Here is a 25,459-nt window from a genome sequence, read left to right as displayed (position 1 = left end):
TGTTCGGAGCATCAACGGCGCGACAAGCGGGAGCGTTCCGTCAGTAGCCGAGCTCGAGGTCGAGCTGCGGCTGGACGGGTTCGCCCTTGTGCCAACGTTCGAGATTTTCGATGAAGCGATCGGCGGACCGCTGGAACATCTTCGTCTGCGCCCTGCCCGACAGATGCATGGTGACCTGCGCATTGCCAAGTTCCCACAAGGGGTGATCTTCGGGCAGTGGTTCGGGATCCGTCACGTCGAGCAGTGCTGCTTCGATCTTTTCTTCCCGCAGGGCAGCGACCAGTGCTTCCTGATCGACGACATCGCCGCGCGCAATGTTCACCAGCACACCGTTCGGGCGCATTGCAGCAAGTTCCAGCGCGCCGATCATGTGCTTCGTTTCGGGAGTGGATGGCACGGCCAGCACGACCCAGTCGAATTCGCCCAGTTTCTGGCGCCATTCGCCCGGACGAAGCGCACCATCGGCACCCGAACGGCGCACGGGAACGACCGTCATGTCGAAGGCTTCGAGGCGCGTCTTGATCAACGAACCGATGGCGCCCATGCCGAGCAGAAGCACACGCTCGCCCGACAATTCCCGCTTGCCCGGACTGTCACGCAGCCATTCATGGCGATCCTGCGCCCGCACCACATCGCGATATCCCTTGGCATGGGATAGCATGAGCATGACGACGTATTCGGCGATGGTGATGGCATTGATGCCGACCCCGTTCGTGACGACCACACCCCGTTCTTTCAGAATGTCGAGAGGCATGAAGTCGAGCCCGGCATAGATCGAATTCAACCATTTGAGGTTGGTCGCCGCCCGGGCAATTTCGATCATGGGTTCTTTTTCATTGAGATCGAACCAGCCGATCTCTGCCTGCGGCGCGAAATCCAGCGCCTGTTCCTTGCTGGTGAACCACAGCGGCTCGACCCATTCGGGAAGGCGCGGTTCGACCAGTGGACGGATCATGGCGGACAGGGCGGCTTTGGTCATCGATTTCTCCTCGACGCCTGTCATTGCCGCTCAGAAACTATTTCGCAAACCGTTCCTTGCGACGGGTAGCGATGTCGAGGATTGCTTCCGCAACTTCGCCGGCATTGCGCAGCACGTGGCTGGGCGGAACCTGCATGATGTCGACCTTGTGCCGATCCTGCCACCGTTCGCGCGCGGCATCGTCCCGTGGGCGGAACGGATCGTCATCCACTTCGATGGCGAGATGCGCTTCTTCGCAATAGAACGGCAGAACGAAATCTTCTGCCGGATGGTCGCGGACGAAAAACAAGCCCTGCGGCGTGTCTTTCAGATGTTGCCACAGGATTGCTTGCGGATCGGCCTTCGTCAAAGCTTCCATTCCCATCCGAGAGGATCACCATCCATAACCTCTACGCCACTGTCTGCAAGACTTTCCCGAATCGCGTCCGACGCGGCGAAATCCTTGGCTACGCGCGCCTCCTTGCGGCGGAACAGTTCGGCCTCGATCTCGCCTTCGGTAATCCGGGCATCGCTGGGGCGGATGCGAAGATCTGTGCGGGTCAGGCCGAACAGTCCCAGTCCCAGGACCTGATCCATCTCTTCGATGACAGCGCGCTTTACACTGGCATCGACCTTTTTCATCGCCAGCGCTTCTTCCAGAGCGACCAGGGCGACCGCCGTGTTCAGATCGTCCGACATGGCGGCTGCGAACTTGTCCCGCAGGGCTGCAAATTTCGGGTGCGAGCGATCGCCTAAGGGCGCGTCTTGCAGCTTTTCCGCCGCCATGACGATCCGCTTCAGCCGCGTGAGGGCCGCACCAAGCCCCTCCCACGAAAACTCCAGCTCGCTGCGGTAATGCGCCTGGAGGCACATCATGCGGTAGGCGAGCGGGTGGTAGCCCTTGTCGATCAGCAATTGCAGACGCAGGAATTCTCCCGAGCTTTTCGACATCTTCCCCGACCGTTCGACGAGGAAGTTGTTGTGCATCCAGATTTTCGCGCCCGAATGTGTCGCCACATCGAGCCCGCCACAACCGCAGAAGGCCTGGTTCTGCGCGATTTCGTTGGGGTGATGGATTTCGCGGTGATCGATGCCGCCGGTATGGATATCAAAGGGGAAGCCGAGCAGCTTTTCGCCCATGACCGAACATTCGAGATGCCAGCCGGGGGCGCCCTTGCCCCACGGACTGTCCCATTCCATCTGCCGTGTCTCGCCCGCAGGTGTCTTGCGCCAGATCGCAAAATCGGCAGCGTTGCGCTTGCCTTCTACCGTTTCGATCCGTCCCTCGCCCTCTTCAGTCACCGCGCGAGCAAGCCTCCCGTAATCGGCGACTGTCGACACGTCGAAATAGAGGCCGGTGTCGAGTTCGTAGCAATGCCTGTCGGCAATGCCCTTTGCGAAATCGATCATCTCGTCGATGTAATCGGTCGCCACCGACCACTTGGCCGGCTCGCGGATGTTGAGCGCCTTCACGTCCGCCCAATAGGCTTCGGTGTAATGCTTGGCGATGTCCCAGATCGACTGCGCCTTGGCCGCAGCCATCTTTTCCATCTTGTCTTCGCCCGCATCGCCATCATCGGTCAGATGACCCACGTCGGTGATGTTGATGATGTGGGTGAGCTCGTAGCCCTTCCAGCTCAGCGTGCGGCCAAGGACATCGGCAAAGACATAGGCGCGCATGTTGCCGATATGGGGGTAGTTGTAGACTGTCGGCCCGCAGCTGTAGACGCGCGCTTCCCCCTCGTGAACGGGCCGGAATTCCTCCAGTTTGCGGGTGAGCGAATTGAACAGCTTCAGGGGCGCGTCGGTCATGAAACGCGCATTAGGTGGCGGCACGCCTACTGCCAACCCTCCCAGCGCACGCTCTCGTCGGTCCCGGCGCGTTTGACGTCGAAATTGTTCACCGGCGCTTCTGTATCGCGGTAGCCGATTGCCATGCCGCAGAAGAAGATGTGGTCTTCGGGAATGTCGACCACTTCGCGGATCTGCGGCGAATAGACCGCCCAGGCTTCCTGGAAGCAGCAATCGAGCCCTTCCTCGCGCAGCAGCAGGGCGATGGTCTGCAGCCACATACCGATATCACTCCACTGTGGAGGCCCCATGTATTTCGGCGTGTGGACCAGCATCAATACGGGTGCCCCGAAGGCCTGGAAATTGCGTGCGAACCACATCAGGCGCTTGGCCTTCTCCTCACGGGAGATTTCGAGCGCGCCGTACATATCTTCGCCCACCCCGCGGCGGCGTTGTTCGTAGGCGCCATCCAGTTCGGGGGGATAGACGTGATATTCGGGCGCATGCGCCGCGCGGCCCTTGGGAAATTCCTCCGCAATCCGGTCGAACAACTTTTGCAGCGGATCGCCGGTCAGGAGGATGCCGTGCCACGGCTGGGTGTTGCCACCCGACGGTGAACGCTGCGCCTTTTCTAGGATACGTGCCAAGATTTCACGCTCGACAGGCGTGTCGAGAAATGCGCGGACGGAACGGCGCGACTGAACGGCTTCGGTGACGTTCATCTGAATGCTGAAATCACGATCAGTATTGCCCCAATGCTCATACCCACAAGGCTGACAGCACGTAACTTTGTGATTGTTGCATGTTCTGGTGGAGGATACGCCTCCAATTGCCGCCGTTCTTCAAAATAGCTTTCGGACGCACCGGCCTTTAATTCGTTCAGCCTCTTCCGCCACCCTTCTACGCTAGCGACATTTTTCTCAGGCCGCCAAAGACCGGATAAAGACCAAATAATTACTAGCATGCCGGTGAGTGCTAGCGTCCAATCCATTCAGCCGTCCACCTCGAACAAATCCGCCAACTGCTCGATGATGGTCCCGCCAAGCTGCTCCACATCCATGATCGTCACCGATCGCTTGTAATAACGGGTCACGTCGTGGCCGATCCCGATGGCCGCCAGTTGCACCGGCGACTGTTTCTCGATCCAGTCGATCACCTTGCGCAGATGTCCCTCGAGATAACCGGCCTGGTTGACCGACAGCGTGCTGTCGTCGACCGGCGCGCCGTCGGAAATCACCATCAGGATGCGGCGGTCCTCGGGGCGGCGGAGCAGGCGGTCGTGCGCCCAGAGCAACGCCTCGCCGTCGATGTTCTCCTTGAGCAATCCTTCGCGCATCATCAGGCCGAGATTGCGGCGCGCACGGCGCCAGGGCTCATCCGCTTTCTTGTAGAGAATATGCCGCAGATCATTGAGGCGACCGGGATTGGCAGGCCGTCCATCGGCCAGCCACATCTCGCGACCCTGCCCGCCCTTCCAGGCGCGGGTTGTAAAGCCCAGAATTTCGGTCTTCACGCCGCAACGCTCGAGCGTGCGCGCAAGTATGTCGGCACTGATCGCGGCAATGGAAATCGGCCGCCCACGCATCGAACCTGAATTGTCGATCAGCAGCGTGACGACCGTGTCCTTGAACTCGGTATCGCGCTCCATCTTGTAGCTAAGTGCGTGACCGGGGCTGACGACCACCCGCGTCAGACGCGCGGCATCGAGCAGACCTTCTTCCTGATCGAAATCCCAGCTGCGGTTCTGCTGCGCCATGAGGCGGCGCTGAAGGCGATTGGCAAGACGTGTGACCACGCCCTGCAATCCGGCGAGCTGGCTGTCGAGATAGGTCCGCAACCGGTCGAGTTCTTCGTTATCGCACAGTTCCGGTGCTTCGACGATCTCGTCGAATTTCTCGGTATAGGCCTTGTATTCGAAAGTATCGGGAAGATCGGTCCACGGCCGATTTGGCCGGACGGGCTGCATACCCTCTTCGCCGTCATCCGAAGGGTCGCCGTCGGCCATTTCCTGCTCGCCATCGACATCCTGATCGGCATCGCCTTCCGCCTCACCGTCGGTGACTTCGCTGCGCGCATCGGCAGCCTGCGGTTCGGCCCCGCCTTCGTCTTCCTCGTCGGTATCCTGTTCTTCCGGGTTTTCGCCTTCCTCGTCCTCGCCATCTTCGGCATCGGTCGGTTCGGGACTATCGGGAAGGGTAAGGTCGAGATGCCGCAGCATATCGAGCGTCAGATCCTGGAAGGCGCGCTGATCGTCGAGGGCATCGGCGAGCCCGTCCATATCGGTGCCGATCTTTGCAAGAATATCGTCTCGAACCAGATCGACGGCCGCTTGAGCCCGTTCGGGGATCGCCTCGCCGGTCAAAGCCTCGCGCAGCATCAGCGACAGCGCCGTGGGAAGCGGCACGTCTTTCGCTTCGTCCGCGCGCACTATGGGATCCGATGCCGTACGGAGCTTTACTGCCGAATTCAGATTATCGCGAATGCCTGCATAGCGGGTCGAACCGATCGCCTCATAGCGAACTTGTTCGACGGCATCGTAACAAGCCCGTGCGATGGGCTCTGGCGGCGCGCCCTTGTTATGAAGCGCCTCGTTATGGTGGCGCAGCTTTAACGCGAAGCTGTCAGCGAAACCGCGCGCCTCGATCGCCTGATCGCGGGGCAGATTTCGGCCAGGCAGCGGGACACGGAAATTCTTGCCCGATTGCGCAGGCGCATCCGCGCTCCACGCCACCTCGACCTCAGGCTCGTTCGCGAGCGCGCGCGACGCGCTCGTCAGCGCCTGTTTGAAACGGTCGAGGGGCGTCTGGTCGGTCACTTATGGTCGGTCACTTACTGTGTCGGAATGCTCTGGCCGGTCTTCGCCCAGTCGGCGACGAAGCCCTCGATGCCCTTGTCGGTCAGGATATGTTTGAACAGACCCTTGATGACGGCGGGCGGCATGGTGGCGACATCGGCCCCGATCAGCGCGCTCTTGAGCACGTGAACCGGGTTGCGAACCGAGGCGACGAGGATTTCCGTGCCGAAATTGTAGTTGTTATAAATCTGGCGAATATCGGCGATAAGCTCCATGCCGTCAAAGCCGTTATCGTCATGCCGCCCCACGAAAGGCGAAACAAAGGTCGCCCCCGCCTTGGCTGCGAGCAGCGCCTGATTGGCCGAGAAACACAGCGTGACGTTGACCTGTGTGCCGTCGCCGGTGAGCTTCTTGCAGGTCTTCAGGCCGTCGATCGTCAGCGGAACCTTGATACACACATTGTCGGCAATTTTTCGCAGCGTTTCCGCTTCTTTCATCATCGTGTCGTGATCGAGCGCGACGACTTCGGCACTCACGGGCCCATCCACGATGTCGCAGATTTCCTTGGTTACTTCCATGAAATCGCGGCCCGACTTTGCGATCAGCGACGGATTGGTGGTGACGCCATCGAGCAGGCCGGTGTCGGCCATTTCCCTGATGTCGGCGATGTCGGCAGTGTCGACGAAGAATTTCATGGATTCGCGCTCCGGAAGGCGTTTGAAGTTGTGTCCTGCTGCAAGGGCATAGCGCGCAGCGAGTCAAGACTTGCGGCTAGGCTGGCCCACGGATCGGATGCATCGTCGCGCTCGACCAGAAAGTGTCGCACGCCCTGTCGCTGCGCCTGAATGATGATTTGAGCCAGCGGCAGCGTGCCTTCGCCCACATCGGCCATGCTTCCGTTACCCGCCATATCCTTGAGATGAAGATGGGTGACCCGATCGGCATGCCGTTGAAGAAAACGCAGAGGATCTTCGCCCGCATGAGCCAGCCAGTATGTGTCCAGTTCGAAGCCGATACGCGGATCGAGCTCGTCCATGAGCAGATCGATGGGCCGGATCCCGTCTATCTCTGCAAACTCGAAATCATGGGCGTGATACGCGATCCGCACGTCTTCCCGCTCTGCCAGGTCGGCGATCAGGTTCAAATGCTCCACCCACTCGCGCCATTGAGCCAAGGTTTGCCGCTGATCTTCAGGCAACCAGGCGAGAATGAGTGTATCGCTGCATAGCGCCTTGGTTTCCGCGATTGCAGCCGCCGGATCCGTACGCAGCAACTGCCAGTCTGCATGCACAGCCGCAACCCGCAGTTCCAGCGCACGCGTTTGCTGACAAATCGCCTCGGGCTTGGCCCCGAAGGTCCCGGCAATTTCCACCTCGCGATACCCCAGATCGGCAACGCGACGCAGCGTTGCGAGAGGATCGGCCGCCATGCTTTCACGCACCGTGTAAAGCTGCGCGCCGACGATGGGGCTAGGCTCGATCACAGGTGTGCTGCAGGCTGTGGTGCCCAGAAGGAAAGCGACGAGAAGGGTTCGCATGGATGTTCTATGCCATTCCGTGCCCGGCGCGCCCAGCCGTCTAGATCAATATTGCGCAGCGGCTCCAAACACGCCGATGATCAGGGGATCACGTGTCGCCCTCGGATCACGGCGGATCGCCGCTTCTTCCGCACCGATTTCCCGCCAGATCGTATTGTCCAGACTGGTCGCGAAACGATTGGTCGCCCCAGCGAAATCAACACCCGTCAGCCCCCGGATGAGTTCGCCGACCAGAGGGTCCTGCGAAATACGTATCGCCTGGCCCAGTTCCGGCACCATCGCTTCCACCAGCGTGGCCCCCATCGAACGGCGCAGGAACGCGGTCGCTGCCGTCGGCCCGCCGCGCACCAGATCGAGAGCATTGTTGATACCGACTACACGAACGGCATCGGTAACCAGCGGTGCGGCCCGCGCTGCTCCTTCATAGGCGATGTCGCCGAACGCGCGGTCCAGTCGGTCCTTGAACAGGGCCGAGGTCAGTATCCGCGACAGGACATCCCCGCGTGCGCCCAGCAGATTGCTGAAGCCGACCTGTGCAACCTGCTGGTCCCAGAACCCGTCGGTCTGCAGCATGCGTGCGAAGGCGCGCTCGCTCGACAGGAACAGCATACGCTGCACGGCATCGACGAGACTGAAGCGCGGCACTGACGTACAGGCCGGCAGCAAAAGCAGCCCACCCGATGCCGCCATGCCGCCAAGCAGGGCACGTCGCCCGGTGGGTTTCACGAGAATATCGTTCATATTGTTGGTCCTCATTTCATCCCACCCTTGTTTCCATAGCCTTGCGCCGCCCATATGGCCGAGCGATGAACCGCGTGCGCTGCCTTGTCCTCAATGCTGCCCTGGGGCCCCTTGATTACAAGGTGCCGGAAGGCCTTAGGGTCGAACCCGGATCGGTGGTCGAATGCCCGCTCGGGCCGCGGACCGTCATCGGAATCGTCTGGGAGGCCGAACGGCTGCCGGGTACCGAGGTTCCGGCCGAAAAGCTGCGACCGCTACGCGGTATATTACCCGTCCCGCCGCTTTCGGCCCCTCTGCGCCGCCTGATCGAATGGACAGCCGACTATTACGTCGCCTCCCTCGCCGGGGTGGCAAGAATGGCGCTGTCGTCCGGGGGAGCGCTGAAGGGCCCGGCGACGATGACCGAATATCGCCTCACCGGCGGCTTGCCGGAACGCATGACGCCCCAGCGCCAGGCAGCCATCGACGCACTGGACGGCGAACAGGCCAACATTCGCGAGTTGTCGGGCATTGCGGGCGTGTCCGAAGGGGTCCTGCGAGGGCTAGTCAATCAGGGCGTCCTCGAACCTGTCGAGGTGGATTGCGACCGGCCTTACGACACCGCACGCCCGGATTTCGTACAGGTCGATCTGAGCGCTGAGCAGCAGGCTGTCTCCGACGTGTTCTCCGCTGCGGTGCGCAAGCGGGACTTCGCGCCGTTCCTGCTCGATGGTGTAACCGGGTCGGGGAAGACGGAAACCTATTTCGAACCTGTGGCGGAAGCCTTGCGCATGGGGCGGCAGGTGCTGGTGCTGCTGCCCGAAATCGCCTTGACCGAGAACTTCCTCCACCGGTTCGAAGAACGCTTCGGCGCCGCCCCCATCCTGTGGCATTCCTCGCTCAAATCGACCGAACGTAGGCGCGCCTATCGCGCGGTTTGCGAAGGCTCGGCGCAGGTGGTGGTCGGCGCACGCTCCGCCCTGTACCTACCGTTCGCAAAGCTCGGGCTGATTGTCGTCGACGAAGCGCATGAGACGAGTTTCAAACAGGAAGACGGCGTGCGCTACAATGCGCGCGATGTCGCCGTTATGCGCGGCCATTTCGAAAAGGTGCCTGTCATTCTCGCAAGCGCCACCCCGGCGCTAGAAAGCCTTCAGATGGCGGAGAGCGGGATTTACGCGAAGGTCGATCTGCCCAGCCGCTTCGGCGGCGCGGAATTGCCGGCGATCGAGTTGATCGATCTGACCGAAGAAAAGCCGCCTCAGGGCATGTGGCTGGCGCAGCGGCTGATCGACGGGATCGAGGAACGGTTGGAGCGCGGCGAACAATCGCTGCTTTTCCTGAACCGGCGCGGCTATGCACCGCTGACCTTATGCCGCAATTGCGGCTTCCGGTATCAATGTCCCAATTGCAGCGCCTGGCTGGTCGAGCATCGCTTCACCCGCCGGCTGGCCTGCCACCATTGCGGGCACGAGGCGCCTGCACCACAGGCTTGCACCGAATGCGGCGAACCCGATTGCCTCGTCGCCTGCGGGCCGGGCGTGGAACGGATTGCTGACGAAGTGGCCGAGCGGCTCCCACAGGCCCGCGTATTCGTGGCCACGTCGGACACGCTCAATTCACCGGGCCGTGCCGCAGAATTTATCGCTGCGGTTGAAGCGCGTGAAATCGACGTGATCGTCGGCACCCAGCTGGTCACCAAGGGGTTCCATTTCCCCGAGTTGACGCTGGTCGGCGTCGTCGATGCCGATCTGGGGCTGGAAGGCGGCGATCTGCGCGCAGGGGAAAGGACGTATCAGCAGGTGGCCCAGGTCGCCGGGCGTGCCGGACGCGGTTCAAAGCCGGGTGAAGTCCTGATCCAGACGCGCCATCCCGGGGCCCCGGTGATTGCCGCACTCGCTGCGGGGGACCGGGACGCTTTCTATTCTGCCGAAACCGAAATGCGGCGCGAGGCCGGCGCTCCGCCGTTCGGTCGCTGGGCCTCGATCATCATATCGTCGGAAGACGACGGCGAAGCGCGTGAGGCGGCCAATCGCCTTGGTGCTTTCCGGCCGGATGTGGCGGACTGCATGATCCTGGGACCGGCCCCTGCCCCCATGGCCCTGCTGCGCGGGCGTTACCGCTATCGTTTTCTCATCAATGCCCGTCGCAGTGTGCAACTACAGCACGTGATACGACGGTGGCTGACACAGGTCGATCACCCCGCAGGCGTGCGCGTGGCAGTCGATATCGATCCTTACAGTTTCGTCTAACCGCCACTGCCCGCAGACCCTTGCAAAGATTTCTGCCTGTATTTAGGCTGATAGCTTCAAGTTGGGGGTTACGGAAATCCTGTATCGCACTGTGTGCTGTCTAGTTCGCACGACACATGCGACATTTTCCGGCGAGACCACTTAATTTAGTCTGGGGGTCTGCAAATGATAAAAAAGTTATTGGTATTCGGCATCGCAATGATTGGTACGCCCTTAATGGCCGCCGAAGACTGGTGGTCTGCAGAGACCGACCATTTTCGTGTAATATCTGAAGCCGGCAGGGAGACAGCGCGAGACGTCGCCGTCAACCTAGAACGCCTTCACCAGTCGCTGCGGCTATTCAGGGGCTTGCCTCTCGATGAAGGCAACGTTCATGACAGTGAGAAAGTAACGATATACCAAACGGGTACAGTTTCAGACGTCGGTGAGTTGGCATACTCAGGGGATGTAGCTGGTTTCTTTATCCCGAGAGCCGGCAATTCAGTAGCATTCGCTCCCGCCACGGAGGAACGTCGTTCACGCGGTAGTTTAGGGACGCGGGGGCAAACCCATGAAGAATTAAGCCCTGGGCAAGTATTGTTTCATGAATACACGCACTATTTTTCTCGTCAACACGCACCTGCCGCTTATCCATTTTGGTATAGTGAAGGATTTGCTGAGTTATTTGCCACCATACGCTTCACTGACGATGGCTTTGTACTAGGCGAACCTCCGAGATACCGTAACTTCGTGCTGCGAGAACTCAGTTTCAATGTAAAGGATATTTTAGACTTAGATACTACAGAAAATAAAGTTAGCGGGATCGATATTGCCCGTCAGTATGCCTATGGATGGATGTTTACGAGTTACCTCTCTTTCGAACCTTCGAGGCAGGGACAGCTAGCTAAATATCTACGGCTCGTGACTGAGGGGACTCCAAATCTGCAAGCTGCAACTCAGGCATTTGGCGATTTAGACATTTTGCAGAAAGACTTGGGTAAGTACCACCGCGGTCGAGTTAGGGCTATATCTGTCAACTTCCCTGCAGGAAGCGACCCAGAAATTGAGCTGACCAAACTTACCGAGGCGGAAGCCGCCGTTATGCCGTTGCATATTCGCTCAACCGCGGGGGTCCGTAAGCGCGATGCCAAAAATTTAGCAAAAACTAGCCGAACTCTTGTTGCGAGCTATCCAAACTCACCTGCAGTCTTAGACGCTGCAATGGAAGCAGAATTTGACGCTGAAAATCTAGATGCCGCTGCCGACATGGCTAATGGACTACTAGCCCTAAACAGCAACTCTATACGAGCCCGCACATTCCTAGCTCGGATCGCGCTGGAAGGTGCGGAAAGTGATGCATCCAAGATCGAGCTGGCTAGACAACAGCTCGTTGATGCGAACAGCGTAGATCCAAACCGTCCGGATGTTCTCACGGAGTACTTCAATACTTTTGTATATGCTGGTGAGTCCATTCCGGACGCCGCTAAAATTGGTCTCGAGAAGGCGTTCGATATAGCTCCGTTTGATATCGGCGTTCGCCGCTCGTTAGCTTATCTTCTGCTGCTCGAGAATCGCAGCGACGAAGCGATAGTTATTCTCGGCCCGCTCATAAATTTGCCACATGCTTCGGGGGAAGAAATCGAAGAATTGCGCGAAATGGTTGAGCAGGCCAAGTCCGGAATTACCCAACCCCTGCTTGAAGAATTGCGCCCCAAACTTGACCATGATGAGGAGGAAGACGCAGAATGAACGTTAATCCTGCTCGCTGTCGAACACGGCGCGAGCGGCTTCTACCTTGCCGATGTTGGCGATAGCCCAATTGCCGAGCTGGGCGACAGGGTTGCACAAGGATTTGCCGAGCGCGGTCAGCGCGTAATCGACACGGGGCGGCACTGTCGGCGTCACTGCGCGACTGACGAGCCCGTCCCGCTCCAGCCCGCGCAGCGTCCGTGTCAGCATGCGCTGGGAAATACCGGGAATTTCGCGCCGCAATTCATTGAACCGCCGCGATTCCTCGGTCAGCGCCATCACCACGCGCACGGACCATTTATCCCCGACGCGGGCGAGAATATCGTTCACGGCCGTACATTGCGGCGCGTTGTGAACTTCAAGGGTTACACCGGTGTCCCTATCGGACACAAAAGTGCCTTCTTGTGCAAGTCGGGTTGTAGTTTCCATATAGCCTCCAAGTTATCGATAGTAACTACGGAGTTTCAATAGTGCAAATCCTTCGCATCGACAGTTCGACCACCGGCGATCAATCGATCAGCCGCAAGCTGACCGACGAGCTGGTCGCTCACTTCACGGCCAAACATCCCGACGCCACGCTCGTCACCCGCGATCTCGTCGCAGAACCGCTCGCCCACATCGACCCGATCACCACCAAGGCGATCCGCACCGCGCCGGACACGCATGAAGAAGCCGTCGCGGCTGCCTATCCCGACCAGCGCGCCGTGCTCGACGAATTTCTCGCGAGCGACATCGTGATCGTTGGCGCGCCGATGTACAATTTCACCATCCCCTCACAGCTCAAGGCATGGCTCGATCGCCTCGGTGTGCCCGGCGTCACGTTCCAATATTCTGAAGCTGGACCGGAAGGCTTGGCGGGCGGTCGCAAGGTCGTGATCGCATCGGCGCGTGGCGGCGAATATTCCAACGATCAGATGGCGGAAAACCAGGAAAGCCTGCTGACGACTTTCTTCGGTTTCATTGGGGTCGACGACCTTCATTTCGTGCGCGTCGAAAAAGCCGGCTTCGGTCCGGAAGCGATCGCCGCCGGAATGGAAGCGGCAAAAGAAACGATCGCAAAACTCTGAGGCACCAAGACGGACGCTGGGCATTGAAACGGCAATGCCCGGCCCCGTTATCGTTCCCATACTCGGCGATCAGTTGAGTCGCCAAATCGCGTCGATCCGTGGGTGCGCCAAGGACGACACCGTCATCCTGATGATGGAGGTCTGGGACGAGGCAACATACGTCAAACATCACAAGCAGAAGATCGCCCTGATCTTTTCAGCCATGCGCCACTTCGCCGACGAGTTGCGCGAAGCCGGCTGGACGGTGGCTTACGTCAAGCTCGACGACAAAGACAATGCGGGCAGCTTTACTGGCGAGCTGGCCCGCGCGGTCGAATACCATTCACCGCGCCTGATCAGGGTCGTGGAAGCGGGCGAATGGCGGGTCCGCCAGGATATGGAACAATGGCCCGATAAATTTCCCTGCGACGTGGAGATCCTGCGAGACGACCGCTTCATCTGCCCCCAGCCGGAATTCGATGAATGGGCCGAAGGCCGCACCGAATTGCGGATGGAGTTCTTTTATCGCGAAATGCGCCGAAAGACCGGCCTGCTTATGGATGGGGACAGGCCCGAAGGCGGAGAATGGAACTACGATAGCGAAAACCGCCAGCCACCTAAGGAAGGCCTTGCCGCGCCGGAACGCCCGAAGTTCGAACCAGACCAGATCACACAGCAGGTCATCGAACTGGTCGAAGATCGATTTCGCGATCATTTCGGCAGCCTCGAGAAATTCGAATGGCCCGTCACGCGCGAGGAAGCAGAAGACGCTGCCGACGCGTTTTTCGCCGAACGGATCGAATGCTTCGGTCCCTATCAGGATGCAATGGTCGCGGGCGAGGACGACCTGTTTCACTCTATGCTGTCCACCAGCCTCAATCTCGGGCTGCTCGACCCGCTCGATCTCTGCCATCGCGCCGAGCAAGCCTATCGTGACGGCAAGGCGCCGCTCAATTCGGTGGAAGGCTTCATCCGGCAAATCATCGGCTGGCGAGAATACGTGCGCGGCTTCTATTGGAACCAGATGCCGCATTTGCAGACTGCCAATGAACTCAATGCGCAACGGGGGCTGCCCGAATTCTACTGGACAGGCGAAACCGAAATGGCCTGCCTTGCCGACTGTATCCGTTCGACGCGCGATAACGCGCATGCGCACCATATCCAGCGCCTGATGGTGCTCGGCAATTTTGCATTGCTAGCGGGTATAATTCCGCGCGACGTACAGGACTGGTTCCTTGTTGTTTATGCCGATGCTTACGAATGGGTCGAACTGCCCAATGTGTCGGCCATGATCCTTTATGCCGATGGTGGGAAGCTCGCGTCCAAACCATACGCCGCCAGCGGAAACTACATCAACAAGATGAGCAATTATTGTGCGGGCTGTGCATACTCGCCGAACAAGAAGACCGGCGAAGGCGCATGCCCGTTCAACCCGCTATATTGGCACTTTATGCACCGGCACCGTGACCGGCTGGAAAAGAACCGGCGGATCGGCCGGATTTACGCCAATTGGGATCGGATGGGGTCTGAAAAGCAGCGGGACTACCTGCGTAGTGCAGATCGCTTCCTCAATACCCTCACACCGGCCCGTTCGGGCTGGGCTCGCCGCAAAGATGGTTAACGCTGCGACCTCCTGAACGTCGCTTCACCGCATATTGAGGTCAGATTGACGACTCGTTTGGAGACAAATGGGGGGACGTTCATTTGCGCATAAGGTCGACCTGCACACCGGTGCCGACCCGCGGCCGTGTGCCGCATGTGATTGATGATGGACAAAGGGGGCTCATTTGCCCGCATATGCTTAACGGAGGGGGTGCACCGGACAGGTTTGGTCCGGGCACATGGCACATGCGGTTGACGGTTTAAGGAGAAGATTATGACTGCCATTTCCAAAAGTTCGAAGACATTGGCCATAATTGCCGCACTGACTCTGCCTGTGACCGGTAGTGTCTACGCACAAGAAATCGCACCGCAGGACGGTCAGGACGGTGAAGTTCTAACCACTGTCACCGGCACCACTCCCAGCGATCTGTCCGGCATGCCCGATGGCCCGACCGTCGAAGGCGTCATTTCCGCTCGCACGGACGACAAGATGCAGGTTACCACTGTCGATGGCGCGCGCACCATCGTAGCGATCAGCCCGGCGACTGAAATCCGCAGCAGCGGTGGCTTCCTCGGCCTCAACAAGGATACCCTGCCCCCTGCAGATCTCCTGAATGGTCTGCCTGTCGAAGTCCAAACGGTCGAATGGGCCAATCGCGGTCTGATCGCGACCAAGGTCGCGCTCAAGAGCAAGGACTTGAAGACGGCGCGGATGATCCACAACGGAACGGATCAGCGCTTTGCTTCCAACGAAGCCGCTACCGAGGCTCTGCGTGGCCGGGTCGCCAATATCGACGAATACAACGTGAAGGGCGTCACCAACGTCTATTTCGACACGGGCAAGTACACCCTGTCGGATTCCGCGCGGGCCGAACTGTGTCAGGCCGCTGGCCAGGCAGATGCAACATCGAACGCCCTGCTCCTCGTCGTCGGCTACACCGATTCGACCGGCGATTACGAGTTCAACCAAGAACTCAGCGAAAAGCGCGCGGCGCGCGTCGTCAACTTCCTCCAGCAGGAATGCAAGTGGGCCCCGTATCGCATGATGACGCCGACCGGCATGGCTGAGGCGGATCCTGCGGCGGATAACACGACCGAAGCCGGCAAAGCGCAGAACCGCCGCGTTGCCGTCAACATCCTCGTGAGCAAGAGTGTAGACGGGATGGGGTCCGGGTTCTGATCCGAACCGATCTTCAGCAAAAAGGGCGGGCCTCACGGTCCGCCCTTTTTCTATCGGTCGTTCATGCAATCAAGATACCGGCTGGGCATCTGCATCCGCCCGCTTGATCTCTTTGTGTTCGTCTTCGATCAGTCCGTGCTTCCAGTAGCTCGAGATATAAAGATCGTCCCCGCCAAGGCCCATCTGGCCGCGCAGGTAATCGCGCAGTTTCCTCATCGAGGTGAATTCGCACGCTGCCCACGCGGCGATCTTTCCTTCAGGCTGCCCGATCGATCGCAGCGCCTCGACCAAGAGATCGGGATGCCGTCCCGGTTCCGGATTGATAAGCCAACGGATCTGCACGCCTTCGGGAGCGATGATGTCCGGTCGGTCTGCCTCATCTTGTATCTCGATGACGGCTAATCCCCGAGCATTCGCAGCAAGAGCAGAAAGGTTGACGCAGATGGCTGGCAAAGCAGTCATATCACCGGCGACAAGATAGAAGTCGCGACCTTCCGGCAGGGGCTTGGGCAATCCCGGCCCTCCGACCAGGACGGTATCACCCGGCATTGCCGACAGCGCCCAGCGTGTCGCTGGTCCTGCGGCTTCTCCTCCATGCAATGCGAAATCGACGTCGATCGCATCGCTGCGTTGATGGCGGATCGTATAGGTTCGTATAACCGCTTTCGATGTCGCAGTCGGTGGCGACAGGATGAGTTTGATATAACCGCCTGCAAAGCCGGTGGGAAAGTCTCTTAGCTCATCGCCGCCCAGCGTGATGCGGATCATCGATGGGGACAGGCGCCGGCTGCATTGGACTGTAAGGGTTCGCGGGCTTGGTCTCGTGCTCATCGCCTTCAGTTAATGAGAATCATTCGCAATTCGAGGCCGATTGTTCCGGCGGTTCTCAGGGCGACCGCCCTTACCGCCGTTCCCGCTTCAGCAATTCGCGCTTGATATCGGGGCCATAGGCATAGCCGCCGAGGTCGCCGCCCTTGCGCACGACGCGGTGGCACGGGATCAGAACGGCCACATTGTTCCTTGCGTTCGCGCTCCCCGCCGCGCGTACCGCCTTGGCATTGCCTGCCGCCGCGGCGATTTCCGAATAAGTGCGCGTTTCGCCTGGAGGGATTGCACGCAGCGCGTCCCAGCACGCCTCCTGAAAAGCAGTTCCCTTCACGTCCAACGGGATATGCGAAAAATCACCCGGTGCCTCGACGCTGGCCACGACCTCGGCTAGCAATTTTGCGAACGCGTCGCCGCCTTCCACAAGCTCGGCCTTCGGGAACCGGCGTGCCAGCTCGCTCTCGTCCTCGCCGAACGACAGACGGCAGACGCCCTTCTGCGTCGCCGCGACGAGCATCGGCCCCATGCTCGTTTCGACCACCGCCCAGTTGATCGTCACGCCCGCTCCGCCGTTCGCCCATGCACTTGCCGTCATCCCCAGCCGTCCTTTCGTATTTTCGTAAAAGCGTGATGCCGATCCATAGCCGGCCTCATAGATCGCGCCGGTCACGCTTTCACCGGCCGAAAGGGAATTGCGCGCACGTTCTTCGCGCAGGGCCCGGGCGTAGCTCGCCGGCGAAAGACCGATCGCGCGCTTGAAGATGCGCTGGAAATGCGTCGGCGAATAGCCGGTCAACTCGGCCAGAACCGCGAGCGAAGGTACGTCCTGCGCATTGCGGATCTCGTCGATCGCGGCCAGCACGGCTGCCTCGTCCCGCCCGACGTCGTCCGGCAGACAGCGCTGGCATGCCCGCAAGCCCGCCGCCCGCGCCGCCGCACAATCGGTAAAAAAGCGCACATTGCCCCGGTCCGGATGTCGCGCCGCGCAGGATGGTCGGCAATAGATACCCGTGGTCAGCACGCCGGTGACGAACCGCCCGTCATAGGTTCGGTCGCGCCGCATGACGGCGGCCCAGGCAGTGTCGTCGGTGATGGTCACGGCAGCCTCCCTATAGCGCATGGAACGCCGATGTGCGCCAGTCCCCCGCGCGATGCATCCCGCATCTTGCGATCAAAGCCAATGATCTTCACAAGGCGGCTCCGATGGGACGCCTTCCACTCTTCCTTGCCGCCTTGCTCACGCTCCTCGCGCCGGCGATGGCCCATGCGGATCCTGCCGATATCGATGCGGCCGCCCGCGGCGTGGTGCGCGTCGTCATCATCGGCGAAGAGGATGGCGAGCTGTTCCCGATCAGCCACGGCACGGGCTTCGCCGTCGCCCCGGACAAGGTCGTGACGAACGCCCATGTCGTGCGCGACGCGCTGCGTGACGAGGTGATGAAGATCGGCATCGTCCCCACTGGCGGGGGCGAGGCGGTCTACGGCCAGCTTATCGCCGTTTCGACGCGCAACGATCTGGCGCTCATACGGATCACGGGCGATCTGCGCCTGCCCCCCCTGGCGATTGCCGGCGGGCTGCCGCCCGACAGCGGCGAGGTAACCAGCGTCGGTTATCCGATGAATGTCGACCGCGCCCAGGGGCTCGACATCAGCGACATCTTCCGCAGCCAGCCTCCGGTGAAAAGTCGCGGCTTCATTTCGGGCGCGCGCCCCAGCCGTCAGTTCGACACCATCCTGCACACCGCCCCCATCGCGCGCGGAAACTCCGGGGGTCCCCTGCTCGACGCCTGCGGCCGCGTGGTCGGGGTGAACAGTTTCGGGGCAGACAACGATGGCGGCGATGCGGAATTCTATTTCGCCGTATCCAATCGCGAGCTTCTTCCCTTCCTGCGCGAAAACGAGGTCGAGCCCCGCGTCAACAACACCACCTGCCGTTCCATGGCCGATCTCGACGCGGCCGAGCGGGAACGCATGCAGAGCGAACAGATGGCTGCGCGCGCCGATCTGGCCGAACGCACCGAAGCCACGCGTGCCAGGCGCGAACGCGCCCAGATCGAAGCGCAGCAGGCCGTCATCATGGAGCGTGAAGACCGGGTATTCCTGGCCTTCGTGCTCCTGCTCGTCGCCTTCGGCCTGGGCCAGTGGGCGCTCACCCTGTGGCAGCAGGACGCAGGCGAACGTGACGAGAAGCGTCTTCGCATCGTCGGCGGCGCGACGACCTTCGTCGTCCTGATCGCCCTCGCCGCCTATCTGACCCGCCCGGGCCTCGATGAAATCGACCGCCGCGTCGCGGCCTCCATGCAGGAAGGCGCCGATGGCTCCGATGCGGAACCTGGCGAGGCCAAGGATCTGGCCCTGCTGTGCACGCTCGTGCCCGAACGCAGCCGTATTACCAGTGCGGATACGCAGGACGTGGAATTCGACTGGACCGCCGATGGCTGCGTCAACGAACGCACGCAATATGGCTTTGCCGGCGGTTCGTGGAGCCGCGTGTTCGTGCCCAACGACGAGGCGGCCGTGTCGGTCAACAGTTTCGATCCCGACCGCCGCATCTTCCGCAGCGAACGGTATCTTCTTCCCCGCAGCGAAATGAGCGAAGCGCGCGAAGCCCGGGCCAAATTCGAAGCGCCCCAGTGTGGCAGCGAAGGTGCCGCCTCCAGGCTCGGCGAACTGCAGAGCGAAGTGCTGGGCAAGCTGCCGCAGCAGGCGAACGAACGCCTGGTCTACGAATGCAAGGCGCGAAACTGACGGATCAGGCTGCCAGCGGTTCACCCGTCAGCGTGATGCGGTGCATTTCGCGGGCATGTCCCTGATAATCGTTCGACGCGAAATGCCAGGTCGTGCGGTTGTCCCAGATCGCCACCGACCCCGCTTCCCACGCCACGCGGCAGACATTGTCTGCCTGCGTTGCGGCGTCGTATAGACGTTGCAGCAACGGCAGGCTTTCCTGCCGTGTCCGGCCCACGATATTGATCGTGAAGGCGCTGTTTACATACAGCAGTTTGCGCCCGGTCTGCGGGTGACGGATTACGATGGGATGGGTCGCGCCCGTCTTCAGCCCCTGACCGCGCAAATCGCTGCCGATGTCGGTCTGCGCGTATAGCCCGCCTTCTTCATATATGTGGTCGGCGGTGTGGAAGGCCTCCAGCCCCTCGATCTCCTGCTTCAGTTCGTCGGACAGCGCATCATAAGCCTCGCCCATATGCGCCCACAGCGTATCGCCCCCGCTTGGCGGCAGCGTCCGCGCGACCAGGATCGATCCCATCGCAGGGATCTGGTCGTAGGAATGATCCGTGTGCCATCCGCCGCCAATATTGGTGACCTGATCCGCCCGTTTGCGCACTACTGCGATTTCGGGGTGATCGTCCGTCAGCGGGAAGTAGTTGTTGATGTCGATGCCGCCCCACCTCCTGGCAAAGGCGATATGCGCGTCGGGTGTGAAATCGTCCTGCCCGCGAAACAGGGCGACACCGTGCGTGAAGATCGCCTGCTTTATGCTATCCAGTTCCCGGCCATCCACGCTGGCCAGATTCACACCGGTAATTTCGACCCCGCAATTCGGGGCCAGCGGTACGGTCTCCATCGCTTCTCTCCCGTGCGATTGGTTTCTTTGCGCCACGTAATTTACGCTCTTTAACAACGGAGTCCAGATTCCCGGGCCGGAGTCGGCTTGCCATTGACGGGGGGCTTTGCTAGGCGCGCGCCGACCTTGCCGGGGCGACTCCTGTCTGCCCGCGAACGGCTCGGCTCGCACAGACTTTTCTTCCGGACCCGAGAGGACCTCAAGCGCGTGGATATTTCCGCCGGTATTCAGGCTAGCCTGGCAGGGCGTTACGCTTCGGCCCTGTTCGACCTCGCCAGCGAAAACGGGACCGTGACAGCGGTCGAATCGGACCTCGACAAGATCGAGGCCGCGCTCGGCGAATCGCCCGAGCTCGCTGCCGTCACGACCAACCCCAAGGTGTCGCGTGCCAATGCGCAAGAGGCCTTGTGGGGCGTGTCTGCCCTTCTGGGCGTTTCAGAGCTGACACAGAACTTCCTGGGCGTGCTGGCACAGAACCGCCGCCTGTCGCAGCTTCCGCAGGTAATTCGCGCATTCCGCGCCATCGCCGCCGCACAGCGCGGGGAAGTCACGGCCGAAGTGACCAGCGCGCATGCGCTCAGCGATGCGCAGCTCGCCGATCTGAAAGCCAAGCTGACGGCCCGCGAAGGTCGCACCGTAAAACTTTCCACGAACGTCGACCCCGATCTGCTGGGCGGCCTCGTCGTCACCATCGGTTCGAAGCGCCTCGATGCCTCGATCCGCACCCGTCTCAATTCGCTTTCCCAGGCCATGAAGGCTTAAAGGACACACATCATGGATATCCGCGCCGCAGAAATCTCGAAGGTCATCAAGGACCAGATCGCCAATTTCGGTACTGAAGCCGAAGTCAGCGAAGTCGGTACCGTGCTGTCGGTGGGTGACGGTATTGCCCGCATCCACGGCCTCGATAACGTGCAGGCCGGCGAAATGATCGAATTCGCCAATGGCGTTCAGGGCATGGCGCTCAACCTCGAAGCCGACAACGTCGGTGCGGTTATCTTCGGCTCCGACCAGGAAATCGGCGAAGGCGACAGCGTAAAGCGCACCAACACCATCGTGGACGTTCCCGTCGGCAAGGCCCTTCTTGGCCGCGTGGTCGATGCTCTGGGCAATCCGATCGATGGCAAGGGTCCGATCGAAACGACCGAGCGTCGTCTGGTCGAACAGAAGGCTCCGGGCATCATCCCGCGTGAATCGGTCAGCGAGCCTGTGCAGTCGGGCCTCAAGGCCATCGACGCCCTCGTCCCGGTTGGCCGTGGCCAGCGCGAACTGATCATCGGCGACCGTCAGACCGGTAAATCGGCTGTCGCGATCGACACCTTCATCAACCAGAAGGAAGCCAATCAGTCCGACGATGAAGGCAAGAAGCTTTACTGCATCTACGTCGCCGTCGGCCAGAAGCGTTCGACCGTTGCACAGATCGTGAAGCAGCTCGAAGAAAACGGCGCGATGGAATACACCATCGTCGTGGCCGCAACCGCTTCGGAACCGGCTCCGCTGCAGTACCTCGCACCCTACACCGGCGCTGCGATGGGCGAATTCTTCCGCGACAACGGCATGCACGCCGTCATAGTGTACGACGACCTTTCCAAGCAGGCCGTTGCCTATCGTCAGATGTCGCTGCTGCTTCGTCGTCCTCCGGGCCGTGAAGCCTATCCGGGCGACGTGTTCTATCTCCACAGCCGCCTGCTCGAACGTGCGGCAAAGATGAACAAGGCTGAAGGCGGCGGCTCGCTGACCGCACTGCCGATCATCGAAACGCAGGCCGGTGACGTCTCGGCCTACATTCCGACCAACGTGATCTCGATCACCGACGGCCAGATCTTCCTCGAAACGGACCTGTTCTATCAGGGTATCCGTCCCGCCATTAACGTGGGTCTGTCGGTTTCGCGTGTGGGCGGTGCCGCTCAGACGAAGGCAATGAAGAAGGTCTCGGGCTCGATGAAGCTCGACCTCGCACAGTACCGCGAAATGGCTGCCTTCGCGCAGTTTGGCTCGGACCTCGACGCCGCAACGCAGAAGCTCCTCAACCGCGGTGCGCGCCTGACCGAACTGCTCAAGCAGCCGCAGTTCTCGCCGATGCCGTTCGAAGAGCAGACCGTGTCGATCTTCGCTGGCACCAATGGCTACATCGACGACGTTCCGGTGGATCGCGTGACCGATTACGAAGCCCAGATGCTGAGCTTCATGCGGTCCGAACATGCTGGCGTGCTCGAAGAAATCCGCACCACCGGCAAGTTCGAAGACGACACCAAGAACAAGGTCGTCGACGCGCTGAAGACCTTCGCCAAGCAGTTCGCCTGAGTCCACGAGACACTAAGATAGGGAGCCGAAATGGCTAGCCTCAAGGAACTCAAGGGTCGGATCAACTCGGTCAAATCGACCCAGAAGATCACCAAGGCCAAACAGATGGTCGCAGCGGCCAAGCTGCGTCGCGCTCAGGCTGCGGCCGAAGCTGCACGCCCCTATGCCGAACGGCTGTCGGGCGTCATGGCTTCGCTCGCCGGCAAGGTCAGCGGCGACAGCGCACCCCGGCTGCTGGCCGGCACCGGGAATGACAAGCGTCACCTGCTGGTAGTCGTCAACACCGACAAGGGTCTGTGCGGCGGTCTGAACTCCAACATCGTCAAGGCCGCCAAGATCAAGGCCCGCGCGCTTATCGCCGAAGGCAAGGGCGTGAAGTTCTACCTCGTCGGCAAGAAGGGCCGCGCCCCGATCAAGCGCGATTTTGCCAGCAGCATCGAAAAGCATTTCGATACCTCGGCTGTGCGCAATATCGGGTTTGAAGAAGCAGAGGCTATTGCCGATGATCTGATTGCGCGTTTCGAGAATGGCGAATTCGATGTCGCGCATCTTATCTACCCGATCTTCAAGTCGGCACTGGCGCAGGATCCGACGGTCGATCAGCTTATCCCGGTCCCTTCGCCTGCTCCCGCAGCAGCGTCTACCGGCGGCGATGCCGTCGTCGAATACGAACCGGGCGAAGAGGAAATTCTCGAAGAACTGCTTCCGCGGTATGTGAAGACCCAGCTGTTCGGTGCGTTGCTGGAACGCGAAGCTTCCGAACAGGGCGCTTCGATGACCGCGATGGACAACGCCACGCGCAATGCCGGCGATCTGATCCAGAAGCTCACCATTCAGTACAACCGCAGCCGCCAGGCCGCGATCACGACAGAACTGATCGAAATCATTGCCGGCGCGGAAGCGCTGTAGAATATAAATGGAGAGGATGCCGGAAAGTGTCGCAGAACGCTGACCGGAGCCATACTACGATGATCAAGACTATCCCCGCCCTCGCCGCTCTCGCCCTGCTTGCTGCATGTGGCAATGAACCGGCTGAACAGCCCGTGGCTGAAGTCGCGACGCCCGAACCGGTCGAAACGCTGCCCGCGCCCGATCAGGAACTGTTTTCGGTCAAGTATGCAGAAGCTTGCCCCGACGAAAAGCCCGTCAACACTGCAGTCTGCAAGCGCTCCGGCATGGGTTCTCCGGACGTCGTCTGCGAATTCGGCCTCGGTGACGACGAATACCTGCGTAATAAGGCAACACTCACTGCTGGCGAAGGCGAATGGACCTTTGCCGATCCGGAAAATGTTTGCGTCGGCTAAGACGCGATAAACCCCAAGTCAGGACATAGATCATGGCCACCGCTCCCGTACTCAACCAATCGCCCAATGGCACCATCAGCCAGGTTATCGGCGCCGTCGTCGACGTGCAGTTCGAAGGTGAACTGCCCGGCATCCTGACCGCGCTGGAAACGAAGAACGGCGATAACACGCTGGTTCTCGAAGTCGCGCAGCACCTCGGTGAAAACACCGTTCGCACCATCGCGATGGACGGCACCGACGGCCTCGTTCGTGGCCAGGAAGTCGTCAACACCGGCGCACAGATCACGGTCCCGGTTGGACCGAAGACGCTCGGCCGCATCATGAACGTCATCGGCCAGCCGATCGACGAACGCGGCCCGATCGGCGCAGACCAGACGATGCCGATCCACGCGGAAGCCCCGCTGTTCATCGACCAGTCGACCGAAGCGGCTATTCTCGTCACCGGCATCAAGGTGATCGACCTTCTCGCTCCCTATGCGCGTGGCGGTAAGATCGGCCTGTTCGGCGGCGCCGGCGTTGGCAAAACGGTTCTGATCCAGGAACTGATCAACAACATCGCCAAGGGCCACGGCGGCGTGTCCGTCTTCGCCGGCGTGGGTGAACGTACCCGCGAAGGTAACGATCTCTATCACGAATTCCTCGACGCCGGCGTCATCGCCAAGGACGCGGACGGCAACGCAACGTCCGAAGGTTCGAAAGTGGCGCTCGTTTTCGGTCAGATGAACGAACCTCCGGGCGCCCGCGCCCGCGTCGCTCTTTCGGGTCTGACGATGGCGGAATACTTCCGCGACGTCGAAGGCCAGGACGTGCTGTTCTTCGTCGACAACATCTTCCGCTTCACGCAGGCGGGTTCGGAAGTGTCGGCTCTGCTCGGCCGTATTCCTTCGGCCGTTGGCTATCAGCCCACCCTGTCGACGGACATGGGCAATCTGCAGGAACGCATCACCTCGACCACCAAGGGCTCGATTACCTCGGTCCAGGCCATCTACGTTCCCGCCGACGACCTTACCGACCCGGCCCCGGCAACCTCGTTCGCCCACTTGGACGCAACGACCACGCTGAGCCGCGCGATCTCGGAACTGGGCATCTACCCGGCCGTCGATCCGCTCGACTCCACCAGCCGTGTTCTCGAACCCCGCGTCGTCGGCCAGGAACACTACGAAACGGCCCGTAAGGTCCAGGAAACACTGCAGAAATACAAGAGCCTGCAGGACATCATCGCCATCCTCGGTATGGACGAACTCAGCGAAGAAGATAAGCTGACCGTCGCCCGTGCCCGCAAGATCCAGCGCTTCCTGTCCCAGCCGTTCCACGTCGCCGAAGTGTTCACCAACATTCCGGGCGTGTTCGTCCAGCTCGAAGACACCATCAAGTCGTTCAAGGCCGTCGTCGAAGGCGAATACGATCACCTGCCGGAAGCCGCTTTCTACATGGTAGGCGGCATCGATCAGGCGGTCGAGAAGGCCAAGAAGCTGGCCGAGGAATCGTAAGCACATGGCCCTCCACTTCGAACTCGTCACACCGGCCAAGCTGGTCCGCTCCGAAAACGTCCACATGGTCGTCGTCCCCGGAGCGGAAGGCGAATTTGGTGTGCTCGAGGGTCACGCGCCCTTCATGTCCACGATCCGCGACGGCGCCGTGCAGGTCTACAAGACCGAAGGGGCCGCTCCGGAAAGCATCGAGGTGCGCGGCGGCTTTGCGGAAGTCAGCGAAAAAGGACTGACCGTCCTAGCCGAGCACGTCGAAGGCTGAAGCTCGTACCACAGAATAAACAGGAAGGGCGGCCCCACGGGTCGCCCTTTTTCGTTTCGGAGCAGGCTTGGCACCGAGGAGCG

The 25,459-nt window shown here is 60.6% G+C and carries 25 protein-coding genes; 12 read left to right on the top strand and 13 right to left on the bottom strand.

The window, feature by feature from the left end; genetic code table 11:
• Positions 1–40: 40 nt before the first annotated feature.
• The 9 genes from ACIGGE_RS10140 to ACIGGE_RS10100 are packed head-to-tail and all read right to left on the bottom strand — an operon-like array spanning position 41 to position 7,821.
• The gene (locus tag ACIGGE_RS10140; RefSeq protein ID WP_397490242.1) at positions 41–979 is read right to left on the bottom strand and encodes a D-2-hydroxyacid dehydrogenase; all 939 of its coding nucleotides are present in this window, start codon (positions 977–979) and stop codon (positions 41–43) included.
• A gap of 37 nt (positions 980–1,016) precedes the next feature.
• The gene (locus ACIGGE_RS10135) at positions 1,017–1,337 is read right to left on the bottom strand and encodes a DUF559 domain-containing protein (RefSeq protein WP_397490241.1); all 321 of its coding nucleotides are present in this window, start codon (positions 1,335–1,337) and stop codon (positions 1,017–1,019) included.
• Positions 1,325–2,770: a cysteine--tRNA ligase gene (gene cysS, locus ACIGGE_RS10130; protein WP_397490240.1), complete on the bottom strand. Its 1,446-nt coding sequence runs from the start codon at positions 2,768–2,770 to the stop codon at positions 1,325–1,327. The genes ACIGGE_RS10135 and cysS overlap by 13 nt, the downstream gene beginning before the upstream one ends.
• A 26-nt stretch (positions 2,771–2,796) precedes the next feature.
• The gene (locus tag ACIGGE_RS10125; RefSeq protein ID WP_301642519.1) at positions 2,797–3,471 is read right to left on the bottom strand and encodes a nitroreductase; all 675 of its coding nucleotides are present in this window, start codon (positions 3,469–3,471) and stop codon (positions 2,797–2,799) included.
• On the bottom strand, positions 3,468–3,740 hold the full coding sequence (locus tag ACIGGE_RS10120) for a hypothetical protein (RefSeq protein WP_397490239.1): 273 nt from the start codon (positions 3,738–3,740) through the stop codon (positions 3,468–3,470). Before ACIGGE_RS10120 ends, ACIGGE_RS10125 begins: the two co-directional genes overlap by 4 nt.
• Positions 3,741–5,564, bottom strand: a complete 1,824-nt coding sequence (gene cobT, locus ACIGGE_RS10115) for a cobaltochelatase subunit CobT (RefSeq protein ID WP_196846509.1) — start codon at positions 5,562–5,564, stop codon at positions 3,741–3,743.
• A 14-nt stretch (positions 5,565–5,578) separates the two neighbouring features.
• Positions 5,579–6,238, bottom strand: a complete 660-nt coding sequence (gene fsa / locus ACIGGE_RS10110) for a fructose-6-phosphate aldolase (RefSeq protein WP_196846510.1) — start codon at positions 6,236–6,238, stop codon at positions 5,579–5,581.
• The gene (locus tag ACIGGE_RS10105) at positions 6,235–7,080 is read right to left on the bottom strand and encodes a sugar phosphate isomerase/epimerase family protein (RefSeq protein ID WP_397490238.1); all 846 of its coding nucleotides are present in this window, start codon (positions 7,078–7,080) and stop codon (positions 6,235–6,237) included. The genes fsa and ACIGGE_RS10105 overlap by 4 nt, the downstream gene beginning before the upstream one ends.
• 45 nt (positions 7,081–7,125) lie before the next feature.
• Positions 7,126–7,821, bottom strand: coding sequence for a DUF4197 domain-containing protein (locus tag ACIGGE_RS10100; protein ID WP_397490237.1), 696 nt, complete (start codon positions 7,819–7,821; stop codon positions 7,126–7,128).
• Between the two features lie 65 nt (positions 7,822–7,886).
• Here ACIGGE_RS10100 and ACIGGE_RS10095 point away from each other — a divergent pair, with 65 nt between their 5' ends.
• Both ACIGGE_RS10095 and ACIGGE_RS10090 read left to right on the top strand, forming a co-directional pair.
• Positions 7,887–10,052, top strand: a complete 2,166-nt coding sequence (locus ACIGGE_RS10095) for a primosomal protein N' (protein WP_397490236.1) — start codon at positions 7,887–7,889, stop codon at positions 10,050–10,052.
• A gap of 165 nt (positions 10,053–10,217) precedes the next feature.
• On the top strand, positions 10,218–11,780 hold the full coding sequence (locus tag ACIGGE_RS10090; RefSeq protein WP_397490235.1) for a hypothetical protein: 1,563 nt from the start codon (positions 10,218–10,220) through the stop codon (positions 11,778–11,780).
• 3 nt (positions 11,781–11,783) lie between these two features.
• Here ACIGGE_RS10090 and ACIGGE_RS10085 read toward each other — a convergent pair whose 3' ends face one another.
• The gene (locus ACIGGE_RS10085; RefSeq protein ID WP_301642514.1) at positions 11,784–12,170 is read right to left on the bottom strand and encodes a helix-turn-helix domain-containing protein; all 387 of its coding nucleotides are present in this window, start codon (positions 12,168–12,170) and stop codon (positions 11,784–11,786) included.
• Positions 12,171–12,250: 80 nt separating this feature from the next.
• On the opposite strand from ACIGGE_RS10085, the gene ACIGGE_RS10080 reads away from it, so the two are divergent.
• The 3 genes from ACIGGE_RS10080 (at position 12,251) to ACIGGE_RS10070 (ending at position 15,608) form a co-directional block, all read left to right on the top strand.
• Complete coding sequence (locus ACIGGE_RS10080; protein WP_221597711.1) at positions 12,251–12,847, top strand: NAD(P)H-dependent oxidoreductase; 597 nt, start codon at positions 12,251–12,253, stop codon at positions 12,845–12,847.
• Positions 12,848–12,881: 34 nt separating this feature from the next.
• Positions 12,882–14,447: a cryptochrome/photolyase family protein gene (locus tag ACIGGE_RS10075; protein WP_397490234.1), complete on the top strand. Its 1,566-nt coding sequence runs from the start codon at positions 12,882–12,884 to the stop codon at positions 14,445–14,447.
• A gap of 255 nt (positions 14,448–14,702) precedes the next feature.
• Positions 14,703–15,608: an OmpA family protein gene (locus ACIGGE_RS10070; protein WP_221597713.1), complete on the top strand. Its 906-nt coding sequence runs from the start codon at positions 14,703–14,705 to the stop codon at positions 15,606–15,608.
• Positions 15,609–15,677: 69 nt separating this feature from the next.
• Here the strand turns inward: ACIGGE_RS10070 and ACIGGE_RS10065 are convergent, their stop codons facing one another.
• Together ACIGGE_RS10065 and ACIGGE_RS10060 are read right to left on the bottom strand one after the other, a co-directional pair.
• Positions 15,678–16,439, bottom strand: coding sequence for a siderophore-interacting protein (locus tag ACIGGE_RS10065; protein WP_397490233.1), 762 nt, complete (start codon positions 16,437–16,439; stop codon positions 15,678–15,680).
• 70 nt (positions 16,440–16,509) lie between these two features.
• Positions 16,510–17,553, bottom strand: coding sequence for a bifunctional transcriptional activator/DNA repair enzyme AdaA (locus ACIGGE_RS10060; protein ID WP_397490232.1), 1,044 nt, complete (start codon positions 17,551–17,553; stop codon positions 16,510–16,512).
• Positions 17,554–17,636: 83 nt separating this feature from the next.
• On the opposite strand from ACIGGE_RS10060, the gene ACIGGE_RS10055 reads away from it, so the two are divergent.
• Positions 17,637–19,181 carry a serine protease gene (locus ACIGGE_RS10055; RefSeq protein WP_397490231.1) on the top strand — a complete coding sequence of 515 codons (1,545 nt, stop codon included), beginning with the start codon at positions 17,637–17,639 and terminating at the stop codon, positions 19,179–19,181.
• A 4-nt stretch (positions 19,182–19,185) separates the two neighbouring features.
• Here ACIGGE_RS10055 and ACIGGE_RS10050 read toward each other — a convergent pair whose 3' ends face one another.
• Positions 19,186–20,016: a TauD/TfdA family dioxygenase gene (locus tag ACIGGE_RS10050; RefSeq protein WP_301642508.1), complete on the bottom strand. Its 831-nt coding sequence runs from the start codon at positions 20,014–20,016 to the stop codon at positions 19,186–19,188.
• 207 nt (positions 20,017–20,223) lie between these two features.
• On the opposite strand from ACIGGE_RS10050, the gene ACIGGE_RS10045 reads away from it, so the two are divergent.
• The 6 genes from ACIGGE_RS10045 to ACIGGE_RS10020 are packed head-to-tail and all read left to right on the top strand — an operon-like array spanning position 20,224 to position 25,376.
• Positions 20,224–20,778, top strand: coding sequence for a F0F1 ATP synthase subunit delta (locus ACIGGE_RS10045; RefSeq protein ID WP_397490230.1), 555 nt, complete (start codon positions 20,224–20,226; stop codon positions 20,776–20,778).
• A gap of 12 nt (positions 20,779–20,790) precedes the next feature.
• Complete coding sequence (gene atpA, locus ACIGGE_RS10040) at positions 20,791–22,320, top strand: F0F1 ATP synthase subunit alpha (protein WP_196846522.1); 1,530 nt, start codon at positions 20,791–20,793, stop codon at positions 22,318–22,320.
• A 30-nt stretch (positions 22,321–22,350) separates the two neighbouring features.
• On the top strand, positions 22,351–23,229 hold the full coding sequence (locus ACIGGE_RS10035) for a F0F1 ATP synthase subunit gamma (RefSeq protein WP_397490229.1): 879 nt from the start codon (positions 22,351–22,353) through the stop codon (positions 23,227–23,229).
• A gap of 59 nt (positions 23,230–23,288) precedes the next feature.
• Positions 23,289–23,624: a hypothetical protein gene (locus tag ACIGGE_RS10030; protein ID WP_103024835.1), complete on the top strand. Its 336-nt coding sequence runs from the start codon at positions 23,289–23,291 to the stop codon at positions 23,622–23,624.
• 32 nt (positions 23,625–23,656) lie between these two features.
• Positions 23,657–25,114: a F0F1 ATP synthase subunit beta gene (gene atpD / locus ACIGGE_RS10025; RefSeq protein WP_196846524.1), complete on the top strand. Its 1,458-nt coding sequence runs from the start codon at positions 23,657–23,659 to the stop codon at positions 25,112–25,114.
• Between the two features lie 4 nt (positions 25,115–25,118).
• Positions 25,119–25,376, top strand: a complete 258-nt coding sequence (locus tag ACIGGE_RS10020) for an ATP synthase F1 subunit epsilon (protein WP_196846525.1) — start codon at positions 25,119–25,121, stop codon at positions 25,374–25,376.
• Positions 25,377–25,459: the final 83 nt, after the last annotated feature.

Source organism: Qipengyuania sp. NPDC077410 (genome assembly GCF_044543405.1).
Lineage (GTDB): Bacteria > Pseudomonadota > Alphaproteobacteria > Sphingomonadales > Sphingomonadaceae > Qipengyuania > Qipengyuania pacifica.
This window is presented reverse-complemented; position numbering and strand designations above follow the sequence as displayed.